Source organism: Cellulomonas sp. P4_D11 (assembly GCF_056401915.1).
Genome location: NZ_JBFUIK010000004.1, coordinates 1 through 22,166 on the forward strand (window position 1 = coordinate 1; position 22,166 = coordinate 22,166).

Here is a 22,166-nt window from a genome sequence, read left to right on the forward strand (position 1 = left end):
GTGCCGACCGTGGAGGAGCCGCCGGCACTCCCGGGCGCGCCGGCCGCTCTCGACGAACCGGCCGCTGCCGACGTGTCGATCTCCGCCGAGCCGGCCGACTCCGCGCCGGCCGACGCCGGGCCGGCGGACGGAGAACCCGAGGCCTCCGCGCCGGCGGACGCCGGCGCCGACTCCTTGCGTGAGCACCCCTCCGCGGAGATCTCCGGGCTCGACGAGCACGGCGTCGCGGAGCGGCCGACCAACGGGACGCCGACGAACGGCACCCCGACGTCGACCGACGACGAGGCCGAGCAGCGCCACCCCGTGGCCTGACCGACCTGCCCGGGAAGGCCGGCGCTAGGGCCCGGCGAGCGCCATCCGCTCGGCCCGGGCGACCGCGTCGGGCACCGTCAGCCTGATCACCACGCCGCTGTGCCGGTCGACGAGCCGCGGCCCGTTGGCGATCGGTCCGTCGCCGCGGCCACCGCTGGTGTCGAGCACCACCAGGAGGAACGACGTCGCGTCCTGGCGTGCCCGCCGGCGGTCGACCCGCAGGAACGGGGAGTCCAACGTCGCCTCGACGGCCGCGACGGCCTCGTCCAGCGTCATCTCGTGCACAGTCATCCAGGCCGCCTCACCGCAGGGATCTGCCCATGAGAGCGCCGGCAGCGCCGTGCGCATTCCGCGGTCACGAGCTGCGGGCGGCCTTGGCCTTCTCGCCCCGCGCGGCGGCGTGCCGCAGCAGCCCGATCACCTCGGCGACGTCGCGCCGCACCGGCCGCACGACGAGCGCCACGATCGCGACGAGCGCGGCCCCGGCCACGGCACCGGCGGCGAGCGCGAGCACGGGGTCACCGATCCAGGAGCTGACGTACCAGCTGGCCAGCGCGGCGGGCAGCGCCACCCCGAGCAGGGCCCGCACCGCGCGCATGACGAGCGGCACCGCGACCAGGCCGGCGGACCGGGCGGCGACCAGCAGCCCGACGATCCAGTACAGCGGCCAGACGATCACGGCGGCCCACGCGGCGCCGAGCGCGCCCTGGCTGGCGCCGAGCACGATCACGGCGACCATGGTCGGCTGCGCCCACAGGTCGAGCCGGAACTGCACGCCGGGCCGGCCGCTGGCCAGGAAGATCCAGTACGCCAGCTGGGACAGGGACCGGAACACACCGGCGATCGCGAGCAGCGACAGGATCGGGGCGACCTCGGACCACCCCGGGCCCAGCAGGACGTCGACGATCGGCTCGGACAGGCCGGCGACGAACGCCAGCACGGTGGCCGTGAGGTACGCGCCGGCCAGCTGGGCGCGGGAGGCCGCGCGGGCGAACCGGTCGGGCTCGAGGTGGGCCTTCGACAGCACGGGCAGCGCCACGCGGGTCAGCGGCCCGTTGATCTGGTTGAGCGGGACGACGGCGATCTGCTGCGCGCGGTTGTAGACGCCGAGCACGGACGGGCCCCAGAAGGCGCCGAGGGCGACCGTGTCGGCGTTCTTCGACGCGTACGAGAGCACCTGCGTGCCGAACACCGACAGCCCGAACCGGAAGAACCGCCGGATCGACGCGCCCCGCTGCGGGAGGCCGGGGTGCCACCGCGTGCTGATGACGTTGACCAGCAGCGCGACGAGCGCGACGGTCAGCTGCTGCGTCACGATCGCCCAGTACCCGCCGCCCAGCACGGCCACGACGATCGCGACGATGGTGCCCACCAGCTGCGCGATCACGTCCGACGACGCCAGCGCGACGAACCGCAGGGCGCGGCCGAGGTCGGCCCGGTACTGGGTGTTGATGCCCGAGACGAGCAGCACGAGCGACAGCGCGGGGACCACTTGCACGAGCGTCGGCTCGTCGTAGAACGCCACGATCAGGGGCGTCGACGCGGCCACGATCAGCGTGCAGCCCAGCCCGAGGCCGGTGTTCGCCCAGAAGAGGTTGGTCCGCTCCCCCCGGCTCACGGTCGGCGACTGGACGGCGGCCGACGACAGCCCGAAGTCGCGCAGGATGTCGGCGAAGCCGATCGCCGCGGTGACCATGGCGACGATGCCGAAGTCGGCGGGCTCGAGCAGCCGCGCGAGGACCGCGAGGCCGATCAGCTGGAGCACGATCCGGAAGCCCTGGCCGCCGATGGACACGGCAGAGCCGCGCACGGCCGTCCTGGCCAGGGTCATCCGGCGCCCCGCACGGAGCCGCGCAGCTGCACGCGCAAGCCGTCCAGCCGGGCGCGCGCCCGCGCGACCGCGTCGACCAGCTCGGGCCGCCGCGCGTCGACGGCGTCGATGCGGGCCACGGCCTCGTCGACGCCGACCCCGTCGGTGCTGAACGCGACGCCGGTCGCGCCGACGGTCGCCAGGCTGCGCGCGAGCTTGCCCGCGCTGCCGGGGGCGAGGCCGACCGGGAGCGCCCCCTCGGTGTGCCCGAGGACGAGCGCGTGCAGGCGGTCGCTCACGACGAACGACGCGCGCCGGTAGACGTCGCGGACCACCTTCTCGGCGGCGGCGTGGTCGACGCCGTCCCACGCGACGAGCTCGCCGCCGAGGTCCGCCGCCAGCTCCCGCGCGCGGGGCAGGTCGCGGCCCACCTGCGGGACCACCACGACGTCGAGGGACCGGGCGGCGGCCACCGCGCGCACCGTGTCTGTCCAGGTCCGGCCGGGCGCCGGGCGGTCGCCGCGCAGCGAGACCGCGAGCACCGGGCGGTCGTCACCGTGGCGCGCGTCCGTGAGGTCCAGGGTGCCGAACGCGTAGCCCCAGTCGGGTGCGACCGTGCCGCGGCGCACCCAGGCGCGGCTCTCGGCGTCCCGCCAGGCCACCACCGAGCACGGCAGCAGCGCGACGTTCAGCACCGGGCCCCAGAGCCGGTGCGGCGCGCGCAGCCCGAGGCCGACGTGCAGCCCGGCGCCGCCACGCAGCCGGCTCAGCGTGACCAGCGGCGCGGTCTTCAGCAGGTGTCCGGCGTAGCCGGCGGTCGCGTAGGTCTCCCCCGCGTTGAACCCGTAGACGTCGCCGCGCCACGCGCCGGAGGTCGACCGGCGGGCCCAGTCACGACGGTCCCGGACGAGCAGGTCCTGGGCCTGCAGCCCGAGCGCCCCGACGTACCCGTCGGGCATCCCGTCCACGTTGACCACGAGCCGGCCGAGCGGCCGCAGCGCGTCGAGGAGGCCACGGCGCAGCACGGAGTCACCGAGGTTGTCGGTCTGCCCGCGGGCCGAGACGAGGACGTCACGCACGAGGACCACCCTGCCCTGCGGTGATCTCGTCCGGTACCCCGTCGGCGACGTCCACCCGTTCGCCCCCGGCCGGGCGCGGCTGCCCGAGGAGCACGACGCACAACGGCAGCAGCACGTACGGCCAGAACATCGCGCGGTCGACGACGCCGAACGGCACCTCGACGATCCCCGCCGCGAGGATCGCGGTGACCGTCAGGGCCGGCCACGCGTCCCCCAGGCCCGCGGCCCGCACGGCCCGCACGGCGCCGACGACGAGCAGCGCTCCCACCACCGCGACGAGCACGAGCCCGCCCGTGACCAGCAGCTGCATGAGCTCGTTGTGCGCGTGGTACGCGTACCCGCCGAGGTCGTCGGACGTGCGCGCGAGCCGGTCGTAGAAGTCCCAGCCGTGCCCGAGCACCGGAGCCTGCGCGAACTCGTCGCGGCCGGCGATCCAGTACCCGCCGCGGTTGGCCATCGCGCTCGGGGACGTCGTGACCAGCGGCAACGCCACGGCAACCAGCGCGACCGCCCCCATGCCCAGGCCCGCGACGAGCGCGCGCCGACGCAGCGGGACGAGCGCGAGGACGAGCGCGGCGGCCAGCACGACCACGGCGGCGAGCCAGGCGCCGCGCGACCACGACCAGCCGAGCGCGACGAGCACCAACGACCCGGCGACCACCCGCGACGCTCCGCGCAGCGCGAGCACCGACGGGATGCCGACCGCGAGCGCGAGCCCGAGGTTGTTCCCCGACGGCAGCAGGCCGGCGAGGATCCCGAACGGTCCCGCCTTCTCGGCGTCGGCACCCGCGTAGTCCTGGTACCGGGCGAGGTCGGGCACCACGAGACCCGCGACGATGCTCACGCCGGCGGTCGCGGCGGTGAGCCACCCGAGCACCGGGACCGTCCGCCACGACACCCCGACCACCCACGCGGTCGCCACGATCGCGGGGTACAGCACGGTCATCGTCTCGGGACGGGAGGACACCGCGAGCCCGGTCGCCACGACCACGACCCACGGCAGCAGCAGGAGCGCGAGCAGCGGCCAGCGCTGCCACGGCGCCGTGCGCAGCCCGAGCACGACGAGCGCGGCGCACAGCGCGAGCAGCCCGACGTTGCACGCCGTGGTCAGGCTCTGCACCAGCCCGTCAGCGCGGTCGGCGCCGTCGGTGATCGGCTGGAAGCCGCGTCCCGTCGTCAGCAGGATCGCGAGCTGCGGGAGGACGGCCGCGAGCCAGACGCCGACGACCAGGAGCGCGTCGCGGCGGTCGAGGACGCGCCCGATCACCGGCTCTCCCCGAGCAGGACGCCGACAGCGCGGTGCCCCACCACCGTGACCGTCGACCACCACCGCACGGGGGCGCTCGAGCCGACCACCCGGCGGACGTCCGCGGCCTGACCCCGCAGGTAGCGGCGGTCGCGCCGGGTGAGCAGGGCGTCGTGCTTGCGCACGTACAGACGGATGCCGTCGAGCCTGCGCTGGGTCTTGTCGGTGAGCTGACCGTGGCCGTGCACCCGGTTGGTGACGAGCAGCTCGGGCACGACGGCGTACGTCAGCCCGGCCGAGAGCGCGCGCACGAGCAGGTCCTTGTCGTTCGAGACCGGCAGCACCGGGTCGAAGCCGCCGAGGCCCCGGAACGCCGCGGTGCGCATGACGAAGTTGGAGCCGACGAAGCCGGGGTTCCGCGCCACGACGTCCTTGGCCCCGAGGCCCGGCTCGATCCGCGCCATCCGGTAGCCCGGCGCGTCCGCGTGGGTCCAGGCGACCGCGAAGTCGTGGCCGCCGGCCTCGAGCGCGCCGACCGTGCTGCGCAGGAAGGCGGGGTCCCACAGGTCGTCGTCGTCGAGGAACGCCACGAGCTCGGTCTGCACCAGCACGGTGCCGGCGTTTCGGGACGCGCCCGCCGTGCCCGCCTGCGGCCCCGACGAGTTCAGGTAGCGCACAGGCACGTCGGAAGCCGCGTCGAGCTCCGCGACGACCGCCTCCGTCGCGGACGACCCGAGGTCGTCGCTCACCACGACCCCCCGCAGACGGACGTCCGTGCCGAGGTCCTGGCCCAGCACGGACGCGACGGCCTCGGCCAGCAGGTGATCGCGGCCGTGGGTCGGGATGACGCAGGTGACGTCAGCCACCACCGGCCCCGATGTACTCCCACTGGCGCGCCAGTCCCTCCTCGACGCTCACCTTCGGCTTCCAGCCGAGCAGGTCGCGCGCCGCGGAGGCGTCGCCGCCGGTCCGCCAGGCGTCGCCGTCGACGGTCGGGTGCCGCTCGACGGAGACCTGCCGGCCCGTGACCGAGTGGATGACCGAGAGCACCTCGTTGACGGTCACGTTGGTGCCGCCGGCGATGTTCAGCACGGTGCCCGGGGGGACGGGCTCGGTGGCCGCCAGCACGTTGGCCTCGACCACGTCGTCGACGAACGTGAAGTCCCGGATCTGCTCGCCCGACCCGTACAGCGTGATCGGGCGGTCGTCGCGGACGGCCGTGAGGAACCGCGTGAAGGCCATGTCGGGGCGCTGCCGCGGGCCGAAGACCGTGAAGTACCGCAGCGACACCGTCGGCACCCCGAAGTTCGAGGCGTACAGCGAGCACAGGTGCTCCGCAGCCAGCTTGGTCACGCCGTACGGGCTCACCGGCTGCGGCAGGTCGACCTCGAGCACCGGGTAGCGCGTGGCGTCCCCGTACACCGACGACGACGACGCGTAGACGAGCCGCTTGAGCCCGCTCGCGCGCTTGGCCGCCTCGAGGAGGACCTGCGTGGCACCCACGTTGGCGTCGAGGTAGACGCCGAACTCGTCGCCCCAGCTCGCCCGGACGCCCGGCTGGCCCGCCTGGTGGAAGACCACGTCGACGCCGTCGAGCAACGCGTCGAGGTCCGCCGTCCGCAGGTCGTCCTGCACGAACGTGAACCCCGCGCCGAGGCGCGCGAGGTTCCCGCGCTTGAGCTCGGGGTCGTAGTAGGGCGTCAGCGCGTCGATCCCGGTGACGTCCCACCCGTCCTGGAGCAGCCGGGCGCTCAGCGTGCTCCCGATGAAGCCCGCAGCCCCTGTGACGAGTGCCTTCATGGACGTGAGTTCCTCTCCGCGAACGACCGGGCGACGACACTGAGGAAGTGCGGACCGCGCACCAGATACCTGCCGGCCAGCCGGCGGGGTTCCTGGGCCATCCGGAAGAACCACTCCATGCCCATCTTCTGGACGATCACGGGTGCGCGGCGCTTGGTGCCGGCGACGAAGTCGACGGCCGCACCGGCCCCGACATAGACCCCCGGCGGGAGCTTCTCGCGCCAGTGCGACACCCACACGTCCTGCTTGGGCGAGCCCAGGCAGACGAAGATGATGTCCGCCTTCGCCTCGTGCAGCTCCGCGATCACCTGCGCCGACTCGACGTCGCCCACCTCGGCGATCTTGGGGAACGGGATCGAGACGACGTCGGCGCCGTACTGCTCGCGCAGCTCGGCGGCGGCCTTCTCGCTCACGCTGGTCGCGCCGCCGGTGACGGCGATGCGCCAGCCGCGGCGCCCGGAGAGCTCGGCGGCGATCGGCAGCAGGTCGGCCCCGGTGAGCCGCTGCAGCCCGTGCGCTCCGAGCATGCGGGCCAGCAGCACGAGCGGCGTGCCGTCGGCGATCCGGATCTCGGCCTCGTCGTACGCGACGTGCAGCGCCGCGTCGTGCTCGATGCCGATGGTCTGGTCGACGTTGGGCGTGACGATGGAGTACACCTCGTCCGCCGGGAGGAGCTGGTCGATCCGCGCGATCAGCGCGTCCGCGTCCCCGACGAACAGGGGCCGACCCGCCAGCGTGACCTCACCCGAGCGGGAGACGTGCACCGAGACCTTCGATCCCTCACCCCGCGGCACCGACGATCCTTGCGACGAGCCGCGGTGCGGCGTAGACGGAGGCAGTGTCCCGGGCCGCACTGCGGTGGAGGACGCTGGCCTCGCTGATGGCGTGAGCAAGGTCATCGGGGTTCCTCTCGCTGACGACGTAGCCGTTGTGGCCCTCCCGCACGAGCGAGCCGGTGTCGGAGCCGTCCGTGACCACGGCCGGCAGTCCCGAGGCCATCGCCTCGACGAGCACGCGGGGGAAGCCCTCGTAGCCGGGGTGCGACGTCATGAGGAAGACGCCGGCGTCGGCCATCGCGGTGGCCACCTCCTCGGGGGCGAGCCGGCCGAGCAGCCGGACCCGCGCGCCCACGTCGGCGGGCAGGGCCGCGACGACGCGCTCGAGCTCCGGCAGCTGCGTGCCCGTGCCGACGACGTCCAGGCTCCAGTCCTGGTCCGGCGCCGACGCGATCAGCCGTCGGAACGCCTCGATGGCGAGCGCAGGGTCCTTCGGCTGCTCGAGCCGGCCGACCCAGATCACGCGCTGCGGGTGCAGCGCCTGGGCGCGGTAGCGGACGAGGGTCGGGTCGAACCACGTCGGCGAGAACATCGCGTCCGGGTTGATGGTCTGCGCGGTCTCGGCGAAGTCGGGGTTGAACACGACGACCGACTGCGCGTTCTTCAGCAGGTTGTGCTCGACCCGGGCGTGGACGTTGCCGGCCTTGCGCCAGAAAGAGTCGGAGGTCGCACCCGTGAGCCCGTGCTCCTGCGTATGCACGAAGTAGGCGAGGGGCCGGCGCAGCACCCGTGCGGCCACCGCGGCGACGTCGGCGCGGTGCGCTTGCACGACGGTGCTGGCCGGCAGCATGCGCTTGTGGCGGACGAGACCGGCGGCGAGCCGCAGCGAGTGCGGGATGCGACGGCGCTGGTCACCCGGGTCGAGCGTGACCACCGGGAGGAACCAGGCCGTGCGCTCGCCGATCCGGTGCAGCTCCCACTGGCCCAGCTCTCGGCCCGGGACCGCGCCGCCCGCGTCGACGCCCACGACCGCGAAGGTCACGTCGGCGGGCGCGTGGCGGATGAGGCCCCGGATGCACGTCTCGATCCCCCCGGGGGACTGGCGCGCGAGGTCGATCTGGTGCACCACGAGACGGTCGACGACGGCCGGAGGCGTCGCCCGCTGCGCGGGCTCGTCGTCCTCCAGGAACGTCAGGTCGGGCCGGGTCTCGGTCACGAGTACCTCCAGGTCCAGGTGTGGTCGGAGCCGCTGTCGCGGGCGATCGGTCAGTAGGCACCGCTGGGTCGCAGCACTGCCCGGAAGGTCTTCCAGAGGATGAGGAGGTCCATCGTCACGGACCAGTTGTCGACGTAGCGCAGGTCGAGCTTCACCGACTCCTCCCACGAGAGGTCGGAGCGGCCGGACACCTGCCAGAGGCCGGTGAGCCCGGGCCGGACCCGGAGGCGCCGCTGGACGGCGTCCGCGTACGCGGCCACCTCCTCGGCGAGCGGGGGGCGCGGACCGACCAGCGACATGTCGCCGCGGACCACGTTGAACAGCTGCGGCAGCTCGTCGAGCGAGTACTTGCGCAGCACGCGACCCACCGAGGTCACCCGGGGGTCGTGGCGCATCTTGAAGAGGATCGCGTTGCCCTCGCTCGAGCCGAGCAGCTCGGCGCGGCGCGCGTCCGCGTCGATGTACATCGTGCGCAGCTTCCACATGGTGAAGGCCCGGCCGTCGACGCCGATGCGCGTCTGCTTGTAGAACGGCGACCCCGGCGACGTGAGCCGCACGGCGACCGCCGCGACCAGGATCACGGGCAGGGCGACGAGCATGATGAGCCCGCCGAGCGTGCGGTCCAGGGCCGTCTTCGCCGCCATCCGGCCGCGGGACGCACCCACCTCGACCTCGAGCAGCGAGAGGCCGCCGGTGGGCCGCATGGTGAGCCGCGGCGCGGCGATGTCCTCGAGGTCGGTGGCCATGATGAGCTGCGCGCCGGCCCGGTCGAGCGCCCAGGAGAGGCGCCGCAGCCCGTTGCCGCCGATGTACGAGCCGGCCACGACGACCACGTCGACGGAGCGGTCGACGACCACCTGCGGGACGTCGCACACCGCGCCGATCATCGGGGCGCCGGCGACGACCTGCTCCTCGTCGACGCTCGGCAGGCAGACACCGACCACGCTGTAGCCGTGCGCCGGGTCGACCGCGAGGTCGCTCACCACGCTGGCGACGGGACCGGGCTCGCCGACCACGAGCGTGCGCATCATCGCCTGGCCGTGCAGCCGCGACTTCTTCAGCGACCGGCGCAGCACCAGCCGGGCGGTCACCGCCAGGAGCGCGGCCGCCGGCACGACGACGAAGACCAGGAAGCGGGAGACCTCCGCCTTGAACGCGTAGCTGGCCAGGACGAGGACCACGACGCTGACCAGGCCGGCCCGGACGAGCACCCGGGTCTCGGCGGCCGAGCGGCCGAGGACCGCGTCGCCGTAGCCGTGCAGCACGGCCACCAGCGCAACGAAGCCGAGGGTCGCGCCGGCGATCATGAGGGCCGTCTGACCGGCGGGCTCGTACAGCGCGACCATCACCGGCGTCGCGACGAGCAGGATGGCGGCCAGGTCCAGCAGCGCGGCGTGCACCCGGTACGAGTGCACGATCTGGCGCCAGGAACCGGCGACCGCGTCAGCCGAGTTGAAGGGGGTGGAGCGGCGCTCGAACGGCTCCGCGGAGGCCCACGACCGACGCTGCCCGAGACCCCGCCCGCGACGGTCGCCGAGCGCGAGATCCATGTCGTCGACGATCTCTGCAGCCACAGTTCCGCACCCCCGATCCGCCTAGTGGAATGGGAGTGAGGCTATACGTCGGTATGGCGCAGTTCATCACCTTCTGTCCGGTTTCACCCGATGCTGGCGCAGGTGAGGGCCGGGGTCACTCCTTCGTGTGAAACCTCAGCTGAGCCGCCTCGAGCCCGCTGGTGATCACCAGCTCGACTGCGTCTGCCGCGGAGTCGACGAGCCACGGCAAGTCCTTGAGCTCATTCTTGGCAAAATCGCGCAGGACGAAGTCCGCGGCGTCCATCCGACCCGGCGGCCGGCCGACCCCCACCCGGACCCGGACGTAGTCCTTCGTGCCCAGCGCCTTCGTCGTGTCCCGCAACCCGTTGTGGCCGCCCTCGCCCCCGCCGCGCTTGAGCCGGACGTCCGCGAACGGGATGTCGAGCTCGTCGTGCACCAGCACCGTCCGCTCGGGGGGCACGTCGTAGTACTTCGCGAGCGCCGCGACCGGGCCCCCCGAGACGTTCATATAGGTGGTCGGCTTCGCCAGCACCACGCGCGGGCCGGGCGCCCCGCCCGGCAGGACCCCGAGGCGCGCCTCGGCCACCGCCGCCTGCGGCCGGCGCGAGAGCAGGCCCGACGCCCGCGTGCCGAACGCGGCACCCGTCCGGCGCGCCAGCTCGTCGAGCACCATCTGGCCGACGTTGTGCCGGTTGCCGGCGTACTGCGGGCCCGGGTTGCCCAGGCCGACGACCAGCCAGGGTCCGTCGCTCATCGGGTCTCCTCCTGCGGGGTTCGTGCGGGAACGACGACGCCCGGCACCGTCAGGAACGGTACCGGGCGTCGAGGGAATGCTCAGGCTGCGACGGCGCAGTCACTCCGACCCGTGGTCGGTCCGAGCCTGCGCCCCGCTTCGGCTCAGCCCTCGGCCGACTCGGCGGCGGCGGCCGACGCGGCGGACTGCGACGCGGCGATCTCGGCGGCGGCAGCGTCGGCGGCGACGTCCTCGGCGGAGGCGTGCGGGACGCTGACGGAGACGACCGTGATCTCGGCGTCGGTCAGCAGGACCGAGCCCTCGGGCAGCGTGACGTCGCCGGCGTTGACGCTGGCGCCACCCTCGAGGCCCTCGATGGAGACCTGGACCTCGGTGGGCAGGTGCGTCGCCTCGGCCTCGAGGGACAGCGTCTGCGTCTCGACGACGTGGATGGTGCCGGGGGCGGACTCGCCGACGATCGTGACGGGGACGTCGACGGAGACCTTCTCGCCCTTCTTCACGATGAGCAGGTCGACGTGCTCGATCGTGTTCTTGACGACGTCGCGCTGGACGTCCTTGGTGATCGCGAGCGTGGTCTTGCCCTCGAGCTCGATGGCGAACAGCGCGTTGGCGTGCTTCACCGCGAGCATCGTCGCGTGGCCCGGGAGAGCGACGTGCAGCGGGTCGGAACCGTGCCCGTACAGGACGGCGGGGATCTGGTCGGCGCGGCGCAGGCGGCGCGCGGCGCCCTTGCCGAACTCGGTACGGGTGGTGGCGACGAGCTTGACCTCGGACACGTGTACTCCCAAGTGCTGACGTCGGCGCAGTGGACGCGACGTGGCGGCTGTGATGGCGTGGCGTGCGCGGCGGGAGCCGGGCGACGCGGATCTAGACAGGTGTGGTGGCCTCGACGCGGGACGCAGGACGGGCACGCGGAGGCGCTCGCCCAGTCGATCACGGAGCGACAGGTGGTCGTGGAACTTCGTCGACCGTCCTTCGTCCCTCGCCGAGGCAACCTGGAGAGACTACCCGGTCGGAGGCGCGGAGCCCAACCCGCTGCTCAGTCTGCCCGTCAGTGCGACGCCGCGCCCTCGTCGTCGGCCCAGCCCCAGCGGACGGTGACGGCGGCCGTCACCGGCTGCACGCCGGCCTCGACGGGGACCGACATCGCGGCGACGACGCCGCCCTTCGCGCGGGACAGGAACACCGGCGCGCCCTCGGACCCGCCCTCCTGCACCCACTGCACGGCACCGAGCCGGTGGCCCGAGAGCTCGGCCCAGTGGGTCGCGCGCACGACCGCGTCGGCCCAGGCGGCCTCGCGGGCGGCGGCTTGCGCCTCGGTGGGGTCGCTGACCTCGAAGCGGATGCCGTCCGTGCGGGCGGGCTCACCGCCGGCGATCACAGCCGCGCCGACGAGATCGCCGGCGGACGCGACGTCGAGCAGCGTGACCTGCAGGCCGAGCCGGGCCACGACGCGCGACGAGCCGGCCGCGGAGCCGTCGGTCCACGTGCTGGTCTGGGTCGTCCGCATCGCGCGGTCGTCCACGCCGGCCTCGCGCAGCACGGCGCGCATCCGGTCGACGCACCCGGCCGCGAGGCCGAGCGCGCGCTCGGCGTCGACCGCCCGGGCCTCGGCGCCGAGGTCGGCCACCGCCCGGTCGGGGACGGCGTCGGCCGCGCCGTGGCCGCTGACGGTCACGCCGCCGCGCGGGCCGCGACGGGCGACCTCGTCGTCGCGCACGACCGTCAGGCCTGGCCGTCGAACAGGGACGTCACCGAGCCGTCGTCGAAGACCTCGCGGATGGCGCGGGCGATGAGCGGGGCGATCGACAGGACCGTGAGCTGCGGGAACCGGCGGTCCTCGGCGATGGGCAGCGTGTCGGTGATGACGACCTCGCGCGCGCCGCAGCCCTGCAGCCGCTCGACCGCCGGGTCGGAGAGCACGCCGTGGGTGGCCGCGACGATGACGTCCTTGGCGCCGGCCTCCATGAGCACGCGGACGGCTCCCGCGATGGTGCCGGCGGTGTCGATGAGGTCGTCGACCAGCACGCAGCTGCGGCCCTCGACGTCACCGACCACGCGGTTGGCGACCGTCTTGTTGGGGCTGCGGATGTCGCGCGTCTTGTGCACGAAGGCCAGCGGCCCGCCGCCCAGCTTGGCCGCCCACTGCTCGGCGACGCGGATGCGGCCGGCGTCCGGGGAGACGACCGTGACGTTCGAGGTGTCGACGCGCGTGCGCACGTACTCCGTGAGGATCGGCATGGCCCAGAGGTGGTCGACCGGGCCGTCGAAGAAGCCCTGGATCTGCGCGGCGTGCAGGTCGACGCTCATCAGGCGGTCGGCGCCCGCCGTCTTGAACAGGTCGGCCATGAGGCGGGCGGAGATAGGCTCGCGGCCGCGGTGCTTCTTGTCCTGCCGGGCGTACCCGTAGAACGGCGCGACGACGGTGATCGTCTTGGCCGACGCCCGCTTCAGCGCGTCGACCATGAGCAGCTGCTCCATGATCCACGTGTTGATGGGCGAGGCGTGCGACTGCAGGACGAACGTGTCCGCGCCGCGCACCGACTCCCCGAACCGCGTGTAGATCTCGCCGTTCGCGAACTCGTACGCCGTGGTGGGCAGGAGCTCGATGCCCAGGTGGGCCGCGACGCTGGTGGCGAGGTCCGTGTGGGCGCGCCCCGAGAGGAGCACCAGACGCTTCTCGCCGTCCGAGGAGATGATCCCGGTCATCGTGCGGAGTCCTTCGTGTTCGTGCCCGTGTCAGGCAGTGCCGGCGGTGGGGTCGGTGGGGCGTCGGCTGCGGCCGCGGAGGCGCGCTCGCGCTCGGCGCGTGCCTGCGGGGAGAGGTCGGAGTCGTCGGCACCCGAGGGACGCACCACCGCGTTGGCGGCTGCCGTGCCGGCCCGGGCGCGCTGGACCCAGCCCTCGATGTTGCGCTGCGCGCCGGCACTGACCCCGAGCGCGCCGGAGGGCACGTCCCGCCGGATCACGCTGCCGGCCCCGGTGTACGCGCCGTCGCCGATGGTCACGGGCGCCACGAACATGTTGTCCGCTCCGGTGCGGGCGTACGAGCCGATGGTCGTGCGGTGCTTGTTCACGCCGTCGTAGTTGACGGTCACCGACGCCGCACCGATGTTGGTGTGCTCCCCGATCGTCGCGTCGCCCACGTAGGAGAGGTGCGGGACCTTCGAGCCGGTGCCGATCTGCGCGTTCTTCGTCTCGACGAACGTGCCGATCTTGCCGGCGTCGCCGAGCACGGTGCCGGGCCGCAGGTAGGCGAACGGGCCGACCGAGGCGTCCGCGCCGATCACCGCGAGGTTGCCGTGCGTGCGCACGACGCTGGCCCGCGGACCCACCTCGACGTCGGTCAGCGTGGTGTCGGGGCCGACGGTGGCGCCCTCGCGGACCACGGTCGCGCCATGCAGCTGTGTGCCCGGGAGCAGCGTCACGTCCCGCTCGAGCTCGACGTCGACGTCCACCCAGGTGGTCGCCGGGTCCACCACCGTGACGCCGTCGCGCATCCAGTCCTCGAGGATGCGGCGGTTCATCTCGGCCCGCAGCACCGACAGCTGGACCCGGTCGTTGACGCCCTCGACCAGCACGGGGTCGTCCGTGCGCAGCGCCCGGACGTGGCCGCCGTCGGTGCGCGCGATGGCGAGCACGTCGGTCAGGTACACCTCGCCCTGCGCGTTGTCGCGGCCCAGCCGGCCGAGCGCGCCGCGCAGCACGCCGGCGTCGAACACGTAGATGGAGGAGTTGATCTCGGTGATCGCGCGCTGGGCGTCGTCGGCGTCCTTCTCCTCGACGATGCCGAGCACGTCGCCGGTGCCGGGCTCCCGCAGGATGCGGCCGTAGCCGGTGGGCTCCGCCACCTCCGTGGTGAGCACCGTGACGGCGTTGCCGTCGGCGTGGTGGGCCTCGAGCAGCTCGTGCAGCGTGGCGGCGTCGAGCATCGGGACGTCGCCCGCGATGACGACGACGGCGCCGACGACCTGCGCGTGCGTGGCCGAGCCGACGGTCGAGTCCTGCGCGGCGTCGGCCTGCGCGGCGGCGTCGAGCGCCGTCATGGCCACCTGGACGGCGCGGCCGGTGCCGGGGATCTCGTCCTGGTCGGCCAGCAACGCCTGCGGGTCCAGCTCACGGACGTGGGCGGCGACCTGCTCACGCTCGTGCCGGACGACCACGAGGACGCGCCGGGGCTCGAGGGCGCGGGCGGTGGCCAGCGCGTGACCGACCATGCTGCGGCCGGCCAGCGTGTGCAGGACCTTGGGAGTCGCCGAGCGCATCCGGGTTCCTTCACCTGCGGCGAGGACGACGACGGCGGCCGGGCGGGGGAACGTCACCTGGGGGTGCTCCTCGCGGATCTGCCCGGGTCTCGGGCGGCGGATCTCGTGCGCACCGTGCACTCTACCCGGGCGCGGAGGTCGCTCCGGCCGCGCTGGAGTCATCCGGCGCGGGCGTGAGCGGGCGCGGTGGCGGGGGTACGACGCGCCGGCGCCGGGCGATCCAGACGGCTGTCACCACCGCACCGACGGCCGCGGCGACCAGCACGGCGACCCGGACGCCCACCTCGGGCGCGCCCACGGCGAGGTCCACGACCTGCGACACGACGACGAACACCAGCACGCCGAGCAGGAGGTAGGGGGCACGCTTCCCGCGCGTCGTCGCCATGAGCCGCACCGTACTCCGTCCACCCGTGCCCGCAGAACGGGCGCGTCGGCGGCTCCGCCCCCAGGATTCGAACCTGGACTGCACGGCTCCAAAGGCCGGCGTGCTGCCGTTACACCAGGGCGGACCGACGCGTGCGGCGTCGTGGTCGCCAAGTCTGCCAGCCGCCGTGGGCGCTCACGGCATGATGGGCCCGTGGCCACCGACAGCAAGCGCGCACCCCGCTCCCGCATGACGGGGACGCAGCGGCGGGCGCAACTGCTCGACGTCTCGCGCCGCCTGTTCGCCGAGAAGGGGTTCGACGGCACCAGCGTCGAGGAGATCGCCGCCCGTGCCGAGGTGTCCAAGCCGGTCGTGTACGAGCACTTCGGCGGCAAGGAGGGCGTCTACGCCGTCGTGGTCGACCGCGAGATCCAGGCGCTGACGAGCGCGCTCAGCGGTGCGCTCGAGAGCGGCGGGCACCCCAAGGCGATGGTCGAGCGGACGGCCCTGGCGCTCCTCGGGTACATCGAGGCGTCGGAGGACGGGTTCCGGATCCTCGTGCGCGACTCGCCCGTGGCGCAGGCGACCGGCACGTTCTCCAGCCTGATCGGGGACGTCGCCACGCAGGTCGAGCACCTGCTGGCCGACCAGTTCAAGAAGCAGGGCCAGGACCCCAAGACGGCACCGATCTACGCGCAGATGCTGGTGGGCATGGTCGCGCTCACCGGTCAGTGGTGGCTCGACGCCCGCAGCCCGAGCAAGAACGTCGTCGCGGCCCACCTGGTGAACCTCGCGTGGAACGGCCTGTCCGGGCTCGAGCGCCGGCCGACGCTCACCGGCACCGTGTGACCGGGATCTCTGTCGACGTCGAGTAATCTCGCGACATGGTGGCACGCACGTCCCCGGATGCCCCGGGGTCCCGCGACGAGGTCGATCGGATCGTCCTCGCCTGGGAGCGCGAGCGCCCGGACCTCGACGTCCGCCCGCTGACCGTCCTGTCCCGGGTCAGCCGCCTCGCCCGGCACCTCGACCTCGCCCGGCGTTCCGCGTTCGCGCGGCACGACCTGGAGACGTGGGAGTTCGACGTGCTCTCGGCGCTCCGTCGGGCCGGCGCCCCGTACCGCCTCTCCCCCGGCGCCCTGCTGACGCAGACGCTGGTCACCAGCGGCACCATGACCAACCGCATCGACCGGCTGGCGGAGCACGGCCTGGTCGAGCGGCAACCGGCTCCCGACGACCGACGCGGGGTGCTCGTGCAGCTCACGCCCGCCGGCCTGGCGCGGGTCGACGCGGCGTTCGCCGACCTCCTCGACGTCGAGCGCGGCCTGTTGGGCGACCTGGACGAGGCCGACCGCGACCGCCTGGCCGACCTGCTGCGCGAGGTGACCGCGCCGTTCGACGCGTCGTGAGGGCATGACGGCGGCGCGGTCCGCCGCCCGGGGACTCCTGCTCGCCGCCGTCCTGCTGTACGCGCTGAACCTGCGCGCACCGATCACGGCGCTGGCCCCGGTGGTCGACGACGTCCGCGCCGACCTCGGGCTGAGCGCCGCCGGCGTCGGCCTGCTGACCGGCATCCCGGTCCTCTGCTTCGCGCTGGCGACGCCGCTGATGGCGGTCCTGCTCGGGCGCCTGGGCACCGGGCGCGTGGTCGCCGCGTCACTGGTCACCGTGCTGGCGGGGACGCTGCTGCGGTCCTCCGACGGGTTCGGCACCGCGCTCGCCGGCACCGTGCTCATCGGCGTCGCCATCACCGCGGGCAACGTGGCCGTCCCCGTCGTCATCGGCCGCGACTTCCCGGGGCACGTGCCCCGCGTGACCGGCCTCTACACCGCCGCGCTCAACGGCGGCAGCGTCCTGACCACGACCCTGACCGCACCGCTGGCGGCGCTGATCGGCTGGCGCTGGGCGCTCGCGTCGTGGGGGCTGCTCGCCGTCGTCGCGCTCGTCGTGTGGCAGCGGGCGTACCCGATCGGCAAGGCCGAACCCGTCGTGCTCGTCGCGACCGCCGGCGCGCCGAACGTGTGGCGGCGGCCCGTCACCTGGCTGCTGGCCGTCGCGTTCGCGGGGCAGGCGTTCGGCTACTACGCGGTCAGCGCGTGGCTGCCGTCGGTCCTGCACGACACGCTCGGCCTGGAGCGGGCCGCGTCGGGCGGGGCGGCGGCCCTGTTCCAGCTGTTCGGGATGGTCGGCGGCATCGCCGTGCCGATCGCGCTGGGTCGGCGCGCGCCCGTCGCGGCCGTGTCCGCGGCGATCGCGGTCGGCTGGGTGGCCCTGCCCGTGGGACTGCTGCTCGCGCCGGCCTGGTGGGCGGTGTGGTGCACGTTCGCCGGGGTGGCGCAGGGCGGGAACTTCGCGGTGATCTTCACGGTCATCGCGTCCAGCGCCGGCTCGCAGGCGGCCGCCCGGCGCATGTCCGCCACGGTGCAGAGCATCGGCTACGGGTGCGCCGCCCTGGGGCCGAGCGTCCTGGGGGCCGTGCACGCGTCGAGCGGCGGCTGGACCGCGCCGCTGCTCGTCGTGCTCGCCGCCGTGCTGACCATGGGCACCGCCTCGGCGCTGGCCCTGCGCAGCATGCGCCGGGAGACCTAGCCGACGATCTCCGCGGCTTCCATCCAGGCCGTCTCCAGCTCGTCCTTCTCCGCCGCGAGCGCGCGGAGCTCGGCGTCGAGGGCGATGACGGCCTGGTGGTCCGTCGCCTGCTCCGACATGCGCTGGTGCAGCGTCGTCTCCTGGTCGGCGATGCGGGACAGCCGCCGCTCGATGCGCGCGATCTCCTTGCGGGCGGTGCGCAGGTCGGCCGTCGAGACCGCCGCGGGAGCGGCCTCGGTCACCGGCCTGGCGTCGAGCGGGGACGACGCCGTCGCCGTGGCGGTGCGCCGCAGGTCCAGGTACTGCTCGACGCCGCCGGGCAGCTGGCGCAGCAGGCCGTCGCCGAGCAGCGCCATCTGGGTGTCGCACACCCGCTCGAGCAGGTAGCGGTCGTGCGAGACGACGATGAGGGTGCCCGGCCAGCCGTCCAGCAGGTCCTCCAGCGCCGCGAGCGTGTCGGTGTCGAGGTCGTTGGTCGGCTCGTCGAGGAGCAGGACGTTGGGCTCGCCGACGAGCAGCCGCAGCAGCTGCAACCGGCGTCGCTCACCGCCGGACAGGTCGCGCACGGGGGTCCGGGACCGCTCGCGGTCGAAGCCGAGCCGCTCGACCAGCTGGGCGGCGGTCAGCTCCTTGCCGCCGACGACCACCGATCGCTTCTCGCTCTCGATCACCTCGATCACGCGCAGGCCGGCCAGCTCGTCCAGGTCCTCGACATCCTGGGTCAGCTCCGCCACCTGCACGGTCTTGCCGCGCTTGACCCGGCCGGTCGTCGGCTGCTGTCGCCCCGACAGCAGCCGCAGCAGCGAGGTCTTGCCGGCGCCGTTCACGCCGACCAGCCCGACGCGGTCGCCGGGGCCGAGCCGCCAGGTGATGTCGTGCAGCAGGACCCGGTCGCCGTAGACGACGGACGCGTCCTCGATGTCGAGCACGTCCTTGCCCAGCCGCGCCGTCGCCATGCGCGTCAGGCTCAGCTGGTCACGCGGCGGCGGCTCGTTCTCGATGAGCGCGTTGGCGGCGTCGATGCGGAACTTGGGCTTCGACGTCCGCGCGGGCGCACCGCGGCGCAGCCAGGCGAGCTCCTTGCGTAGCAGGTTCTGCCGCTTCTCCTCGGCGGTCGAGGCGTTCCGGGCCCGCTCCGCGCGCGCCAGCACGTAGGCGGCGTACCCGCCCTCGTACTGGTCGACGCCCCCGTCGTGCACCTCCCAGGTACGCGTGCACACCGCATCGAGGAACCAGCGGTCGTGGGTCACGACCACGAGCGCGCCGTTCGACCGGGTGTACCGCTCGACCAGGTGCGCGGCCAGCCACGCGACGCCCTCGACGTCGAGGTGGTTGGTGGGCTCGTCCAGGACGAGCACCTCGTCGTCGCGCACGAGCAGGGCGGCGAGGGCGACGCGGCGGCGCTGGCCCCCGGAGAGCGTCGCGACGTCCGCGTCGAGCGACACGTCGGCGAGCAGGCCCGCGTGGACCGAGCGGATGCGGGAGTCGGTCGCCCACTCGTGCTCGTCGGCGGACCCGTGCACCACGTCGAGGACCGTGCTGCCCGCCAGGAGGTCGTCGCGCTGCTCGAGGACCGCGACGCGCACGCCGCCGGCGCGGGTCATCCGGCCGTCGTCGGGCGCCTGCATGCCCGACAGGACGCGCAGGAGGGTCGACTTGCCCGCGCCGTTGGGGCCGACCACGCCGATCCGCTGGCCGTCGTCGAGCCCGAGGGAGACCTCGTCGAGAAGGGTGCGCGTGCCCAGCGTGAGCGTGACGCGGTCCGCGCCGAGAAGGTGAGCCATTTGCGTGAAGGCTACCCGCAGACCCGCACAGGCCCTCCACACGGACCGCCGATGCCAGGGCTGACCTGCGCGTTAACGTCCGAAGGGTGAACCAGCACGCGCGAGAGCGCCGGCGGACGACGTGGCCCCGGGCGGTCGGCCTGGTCACGGTCGGCGTCCTGACCTTCGGGGTGGCCGGCGCGGCCGCCGTCTACCTGAGCCTGCAGTCGAACATCGGCGAGGTCGACGTCGCCGACCTGGTGGGCGACGAGCGCTCGCGCCCGTCCCCCACGGCGCCGCCGCCGGGCGACGCGCGCGCGGGCTCCGCGGTGAACCTGCTGATCATCGGCTCCGACGACCGCAGCGGCGAGAACGCCGACATCGGCGGCGCGGAGGAGGGGATGCAGTCCGACACCACGATCGTCGCCCACGTGTCCGCGGACCGGTCCCGCGTCGAGCTGGTGTCCATCCCCCGCGACCTCCTGGCCGACCGGCCGTCCTGCACGATGTCGGACGGCACGACCACCGAGGCCCGGGCGCACCGGCAGTTCAACGAGGCGTTCGCCGTCGGCTGGAACCACGGCCACGACCTCGAGTCCGCGTCCGCCTGCACGTGGAAGACGGTCGAGAGCCTCACCGGCGTCCGGCTCGACGGCCTCGTGCTCGTCGACTTCGTCGGCCTGCGTGACATGGTCGACGCCATCGGCGGGGTGCCCATGTGCCTGCCCACCGACCTCGACGACGAGGACACCGGCCTGCACGTCCGGGCCGGCGCCCAGGTGTTCGACGGCCTCACCGCCGTGCAGTTCGCCCGCGCCCGGCACGGCATCGGCGACGGCTCCGACACGGGTCGGATCACGCGCCAGCACGACCTCATGGCCGCGATGTCGCGCTCGGTGCTCAGCCGCGACGTGCTCACCGACCCCGGCGCGATGCTGCGGTTCGCGCAGGCCGCGACCAGCTCGCTGACGGCCAGCAGCGGCTTCCAGTCCCTGACTGACCTGGCCGGGTTCGGGCTGTCGCTGCGCCACCTGCAGGCCGACCGGATCGTGTTCGCCTCGATGCCGACCGCGGTCGCCCGGTCGGACTCGAACCGCGTGGAGGCGACGCCCGCGGCCGCCGAGCTCTGGGCCCGGATCGCCGCGGACCAGCCGGTGGGCGAGGCGGCGCCGGCGACGGCACCCCCGCCCACCGGCACCGCGCCGCCCCCGGCCGTCGAGACCCCGTGGACCCCGCCGGGCGGCGTGCTCACGTCGGCGGACGGCGCCGCGGCCTGCGGTTGAGCCGGGCTCAGCGCGCGAGGTACGCGGCGAGGACGTCGAGGATCCCCCGGAAGCCCTCCTCGCGCCCGCTGCCGTCCTCCTTGCCGTCGAGGTAGGCACCCTGCTCCGTGAACGTGACGCGGGTGCCGCCGTCGACGGCCTCGAGCTCGGTCGTCGTCAGTGAGGTGGACAGGTGCTCGCCGCCCACCCACATGTCGTACGTCGAGACGATGCGCTCCCGCTCGACGATGTCCGTGTAGGTGGCGACGTACCGGCTGGTGGGCCCGCCGTGCCACTGGCCGTCCTGCACGGCCTGGCCGCCGACGCGGAAGTCGTCGGAAGCCTCCGTCTCGGTGAAGTTCTCGTCGGTGCCGAACCACTGGGCGTGCTGCTCGGGGATGGCGAACGCGTCCCAGACGCGGGCGAGCGGGGCGTCGAACGTGCGGTCGATGACGAAGGTCGCGTGGGCGACGGCGCCGGTTGTGCGGGTGGTCATGGTGTCGTTCCTCTCAGGGGGTCAGTGCGGGAGCGACGCGCCGAGCGCGTCCATGAGCTCACCGGTGCCGTGCTCGCGCTCGGCGCCGGTGTCGTGGCCGTCGAGGTGCACGCCCTGCTCGGTCCACGTGACGTGGGTGCCGTCGGGGGCGTCCTCGAGGGTGATCGTGGTGATCGACGTGGAGATGTGGGCGTCGTCGAGCCACATGTCGTAGGTGGCGACGATGCGCTCCCCGTCGAGCAGGTCCGTGTAGGTGGAGCGGTACCGGTAGACCGGACCGTCGGGCACCGTCCCCGCCGAGACCTGGTGACCGCCCACGCGGAAGTCGTCGGACAGCTCCGTGTCGTCCCCGCCGCCGAACCAGCGCCGCTTGGCGTCGGCGTCGGCGAAGGCCGCCCACACCAGCTCGCGCGGAGCCCGGTAGGTGCGCTCGAGCTGGAACGTGCTGTGCAGCTGGCTGCGCTGCGTGGTGCTGGTCATGAGGGGTCCTTCCCTGTCGAGGCGTCGAGGAAGTCGCCGAGCCGGTCGAGCCGGCGCTCGGCGGGCAGCCGCTGCCGGCCCATCCACTCCCCTGCGCCGGTCAGGGCGCCGGGGGCGAGCTGGACCGTGCGGACGCGGCCGATCTTGTGCGAGGTGACGATGCCCGCGTCCTCGAGCACCGCGAGGTGCTGGTGGACCGCCGGGAGGGACATCGCGAACGGTTCGGCGAGCGCGCTGACGGACGCCGGGCCGCGCACCAGCCGTTCGACCATCGCGCGCCGGCTCGCGTCGGACAGGGCCTTGAAGACCTTGTCCAGCTCGCCATTGTTAAGCATGTGCTTAAGTATTGCTCGTGCGGCCGGGATGTCAAGGGGGCTGCCGACGAATGCGCGAGATCC

23 protein-coding genes, 1 tRNA gene and 1 pseudogene are annotated in these 22,166 nt (G+C 73.8%); 5 read left to right on the top strand and 20 right to left on the bottom strand.

Features of this window, described 5'->3' with window-relative positions; all coding sequences use genetic code 11:
• Window positions 1–312 (top strand): annotated as a pseudogene (locus AC1DT4_RS03565) (hypothetical protein); the annotation flags it as partial.
• Window positions 313–336: 24 nt separating this feature from the next.
• Here AC1DT4_RS03565 and AC1DT4_RS03570 read toward each other — a convergent pair.
• The 16 genes from AC1DT4_RS03570 to AC1DT4_RS03645 form a co-directional block, all read right to left on the bottom strand.
• Window positions 337–588 (bottom strand): hypothetical protein, encoded by a 252-nt coding sequence (locus AC1DT4_RS03570; protein WP_477088392.1) that lies wholly within the window; start codon window positions 586–588, stop codon window positions 337–339.
• 79 nt (window positions 589–667) lie between these two features.
• Complete coding sequence (locus tag AC1DT4_RS03575; RefSeq protein ID WP_477088393.1) at window positions 668–2,143, bottom strand: lipopolysaccharide biosynthesis protein; 1,476 nt, start codon at window positions 2,141–2,143, stop codon at window positions 668–670.
• Window positions 2,140–3,201, bottom strand: a complete 1,062-nt coding sequence (locus tag AC1DT4_RS03580) for a hypothetical protein (protein WP_477088394.1) — start codon at window positions 3,199–3,201, stop codon at window positions 2,140–2,142. Before AC1DT4_RS03580 ends, AC1DT4_RS03575 begins: the two co-directional genes overlap by 4 nt.
• Window positions 3,194–4,468: an O-antigen ligase family protein gene (locus AC1DT4_RS03585; protein ID WP_477088395.1), complete on the bottom strand. Its 1,275-nt coding sequence runs from the start codon at window positions 4,466–4,468 to the stop codon at window positions 3,194–3,196. Before AC1DT4_RS03585 ends, AC1DT4_RS03580 begins: the two co-directional genes overlap by 8 nt.
• Entirely contained in the window at window positions 4,465–5,313 is an 849-nt protein-coding gene (locus AC1DT4_RS03590) for a glycosyltransferase family 2 protein (protein WP_477088396.1), read from the bottom strand. Before AC1DT4_RS03590 ends, AC1DT4_RS03585 begins: the two co-directional genes overlap by 4 nt.
• The gene (locus AC1DT4_RS03595) at window positions 5,306–6,247 is read right to left on the bottom strand and encodes an NAD-dependent epimerase/dehydratase family protein (RefSeq protein WP_477088397.1); all 942 of its coding nucleotides are present in this window, start codon (window positions 6,245–6,247) and stop codon (window positions 5,306–5,308) included. Before AC1DT4_RS03595 ends, AC1DT4_RS03590 begins: the two co-directional genes overlap by 8 nt.
• Entirely contained in the window at window positions 6,244–7,041 is a 798-nt protein-coding gene (locus AC1DT4_RS03600) for a WecB/TagA/CpsF family glycosyltransferase (RefSeq protein ID WP_477088398.1), read from the bottom strand. Before AC1DT4_RS03600 ends, AC1DT4_RS03595 begins: the two co-directional genes overlap by 4 nt.
• Window positions 7,028–8,239, bottom strand: a complete 1,212-nt coding sequence (locus tag AC1DT4_RS03605) for a glycosyltransferase (RefSeq protein ID WP_477088399.1) — start codon at window positions 8,237–8,239, stop codon at window positions 7,028–7,030. The genes AC1DT4_RS03600 and AC1DT4_RS03605 overlap by 14 nt, the downstream gene beginning before the upstream one ends.
• Window positions 8,240–8,289: 50 nt before the next feature.
• Entirely contained in the window at window positions 8,290–9,813 is a 1,524-nt protein-coding gene (locus tag AC1DT4_RS03610; RefSeq protein WP_477088400.1) for a sugar transferase, read from the bottom strand.
• Between the two features lie 115 nt (window positions 9,814–9,928).
• On the bottom strand, window positions 9,929–10,549 hold the full coding sequence (gene pth, locus AC1DT4_RS03615; RefSeq protein WP_477088401.1) for an aminoacyl-tRNA hydrolase: 621 nt from the start codon (window positions 10,547–10,549) through the stop codon (window positions 9,929–9,931).
• Between the two features lie 143 nt (window positions 10,550–10,692).
• Window positions 10,693–11,325 carry a 50S ribosomal protein L25/general stress protein Ctc gene (locus AC1DT4_RS03620; protein WP_477088402.1) on the bottom strand — a complete coding sequence of 211 codons (633 nt, stop codon included), beginning with the start codon at window positions 11,323–11,325 and terminating at the stop codon, window positions 10,693–10,695.
• A 275-nt stretch (window positions 11,326–11,600) separates the two neighbouring features.
• Entirely contained in the window at window positions 11,601–12,269 is a 669-nt protein-coding gene (locus tag AC1DT4_RS03625; RefSeq protein WP_477088403.1) for an SIMPL domain-containing protein, read from the bottom strand.
• A gap of 5 nt (window positions 12,270–12,274) precedes the next feature.
• The gene (locus AC1DT4_RS03630) at window positions 12,275–13,258 is read right to left on the bottom strand and encodes a ribose-phosphate diphosphokinase (protein ID WP_477088404.1); all 984 of its coding nucleotides are present in this window, start codon (window positions 13,256–13,258) and stop codon (window positions 12,275–12,277) included.
• Window positions 13,255–14,871, bottom strand: a complete 1,617-nt coding sequence (gene glmU, locus AC1DT4_RS03635; RefSeq protein WP_477088405.1) for a bifunctional UDP-N-acetylglucosamine diphosphorylase/glucosamine-1-phosphate N-acetyltransferase GlmU — start codon at window positions 14,869–14,871, stop codon at window positions 13,255–13,257. Before glmU ends, AC1DT4_RS03630 begins: the two co-directional genes overlap by 4 nt.
• Window positions 14,872–14,935: 64 nt before the next feature.
• The gene (locus AC1DT4_RS03640) at window positions 14,936–15,199 is read right to left on the bottom strand and encodes a hypothetical protein (RefSeq protein WP_477088406.1); all 264 of its coding nucleotides are present in this window, start codon (window positions 15,197–15,199) and stop codon (window positions 14,936–14,938) included.
• Window positions 15,200–15,251: 52 nt separating this feature from the next.
• Window positions 15,252–15,323, bottom strand: a tRNA-Gln gene (locus AC1DT4_RS03645).
• A gap of 104 nt (window positions 15,324–15,427) precedes the next feature.
• Between AC1DT4_RS03645 and AC1DT4_RS03650 the strand changes: the two genes are divergently transcribed.
• The 3 genes from AC1DT4_RS03650 to AC1DT4_RS03660 are packed head-to-tail and all read left to right on the top strand — an operon-like array spanning window position 15,428 to window position 17,767.
• A complete protein-coding gene (locus AC1DT4_RS03650; protein WP_477088544.1) occupies window positions 15,428–16,027 on the top strand; it encodes a TetR/AcrR family transcriptional regulator in 600 nt (199 codons plus the stop codon).
• A gap of 35 nt (window positions 16,028–16,062) precedes the next feature.
• On the top strand, window positions 16,063–16,587 hold the full coding sequence (locus tag AC1DT4_RS03655; RefSeq protein WP_456847032.1) for a MarR family winged helix-turn-helix transcriptional regulator: 525 nt from the start codon (window positions 16,063–16,065) through the stop codon (window positions 16,585–16,587).
• Between the two features lie 4 nt (window positions 16,588–16,591).
• Window positions 16,592–17,767 carry an MFS transporter gene (locus AC1DT4_RS03660; RefSeq protein ID WP_477088407.1) on the top strand — a complete coding sequence of 392 codons (1,176 nt, stop codon included), beginning with the start codon at window positions 16,592–16,594 and terminating at the stop codon, window positions 17,765–17,767.
• Here the strand turns inward: AC1DT4_RS03660 and AC1DT4_RS03665 are convergent.
• A complete protein-coding gene (locus AC1DT4_RS03665) occupies window positions 17,764–19,551 on the bottom strand; it encodes an ABC-F family ATP-binding cassette domain-containing protein (protein ID WP_477088408.1) in 1,788 nt (595 codons plus the stop codon). The genes AC1DT4_RS03660 and AC1DT4_RS03665 overlap by 4 nt on opposite strands.
• Before the next feature lie 86 nt (window positions 19,552–19,637).
• Between AC1DT4_RS03665 and AC1DT4_RS03670 the strand changes: the two genes are divergently transcribed.
• Entirely contained in the window at window positions 19,638–20,813 is a 1,176-nt protein-coding gene (locus tag AC1DT4_RS03670; protein ID WP_477088409.1) for an LCP family protein, read from the top strand.
• A gap of 7 nt (window positions 20,814–20,820) precedes the next feature.
• Here AC1DT4_RS03670 and AC1DT4_RS03675 read toward each other — a convergent pair whose 3' ends face one another.
• Genes AC1DT4_RS03675 through AC1DT4_RS03685 form a run of 3 tightly spaced genes read right to left on the bottom strand, consistent with a single transcriptional unit; the run spans window position 20,821 to window position 22,103 of the window.
• Window positions 20,821–21,288: an SRPBCC family protein gene (locus AC1DT4_RS03675; RefSeq protein ID WP_477088410.1), complete on the bottom strand. Its 468-nt coding sequence runs from the start codon at window positions 21,286–21,288 to the stop codon at window positions 20,821–20,823.
• Window positions 21,289–21,309: 21 nt separating this feature from the next.
• On the bottom strand, window positions 21,310–21,768 hold the full coding sequence (locus AC1DT4_RS03680; RefSeq protein ID WP_477088411.1) for an SRPBCC domain-containing protein: 459 nt from the start codon (window positions 21,766–21,768) through the stop codon (window positions 21,310–21,312).
• Window positions 21,765–22,103 (bottom strand): ArsR/SmtB family transcription factor, encoded by a 339-nt coding sequence (locus AC1DT4_RS03685; protein ID WP_477088412.1) that lies wholly within the window; start codon window positions 22,101–22,103, stop codon window positions 21,765–21,767. The genes AC1DT4_RS03680 and AC1DT4_RS03685 overlap by 4 nt, the downstream gene beginning before the upstream one ends.
• Window positions 22,104–22,166 lie beyond the last annotated feature (63 nt).

Coding starts and splice junctions, on each gene's coding strand:
- AC1DT4_RS03570 (WP_477088392.1), bottom strand. CDS start 588: ATGACGCTGGACGAGGCCGTCGCGGCCGTCGAGGCGACGTTGGACTCC.
- AC1DT4_RS03575 (WP_477088393.1), bottom strand. CDS start 2,143: ATGACCCTGGCCAGGACGGCCGTGCGCGGCTCTGCCGTGTCCATCGGC.
- AC1DT4_RS03595 (WP_477088397.1), bottom strand. CDS start 6,247: ATGAAGGCACTCGTCACAGGGGCTGCGGGCTTCATCGGGAGCACGCTG.
- pth (WP_477088401.1), bottom strand. CDS start 10,549: ATGAGCGACGGACCCTGGCTGGTCGTCGGCCTGGGCAACCCGGGCCCG.
- AC1DT4_RS03630 (WP_477088404.1), bottom strand. CDS start 13,258: ATGACCGGGATCATCTCCTCGGACGGCGAGAAGCGTCTGGTGCTCCTC.
- AC1DT4_RS03640 (WP_477088406.1), bottom strand. CDS start 15,199: ATGGCGACGACGCGCGGGAAGCGTGCCCCCTACCTCCTGCTCGGCGTG.
- AC1DT4_RS03650 (WP_477088544.1), top strand. CDS start 15,428: ATGACGGGGACGCAGCGGCGGGCGCAACTGCTCGACGTCTCGCGCCGC.
- AC1DT4_RS03655 (WP_456847032.1), top strand. CDS start 16,063: ATGGTGGCACGCACGTCCCCGGATGCCCCGGGGTCCCGCGACGAGGTC.
- AC1DT4_RS03660 (WP_477088407.1), top strand. CDS start 16,592: ATGACGGCGGCGCGGTCCGCCGCCCGGGGACTCCTGCTCGCCGCCGTC.
- AC1DT4_RS03665 (WP_477088408.1), bottom strand. CDS start 19,551: ATGGCTCACCTTCTCGGCGCGGACCGCGTCACGCTCACGCTGGGCACG.
- AC1DT4_RS03675 (WP_477088410.1), bottom strand. CDS start 21,288: ATGACCACCCGCACAACCGGCGCCGTCGCCCACGCGACCTTCGTCATC.
- AC1DT4_RS03680 (WP_477088411.1), bottom strand. CDS start 21,768: ATGACCAGCACCACGCAGCGCAGCCAGCTGCACAGCACGTTCCAGCTC.
- AC1DT4_RS03685 (WP_477088412.1), bottom strand. CDS start 22,103: ATGCTTAACAATGGCGAGCTGGACAAGGTCTTCAAGGCCCTGTCCGAC.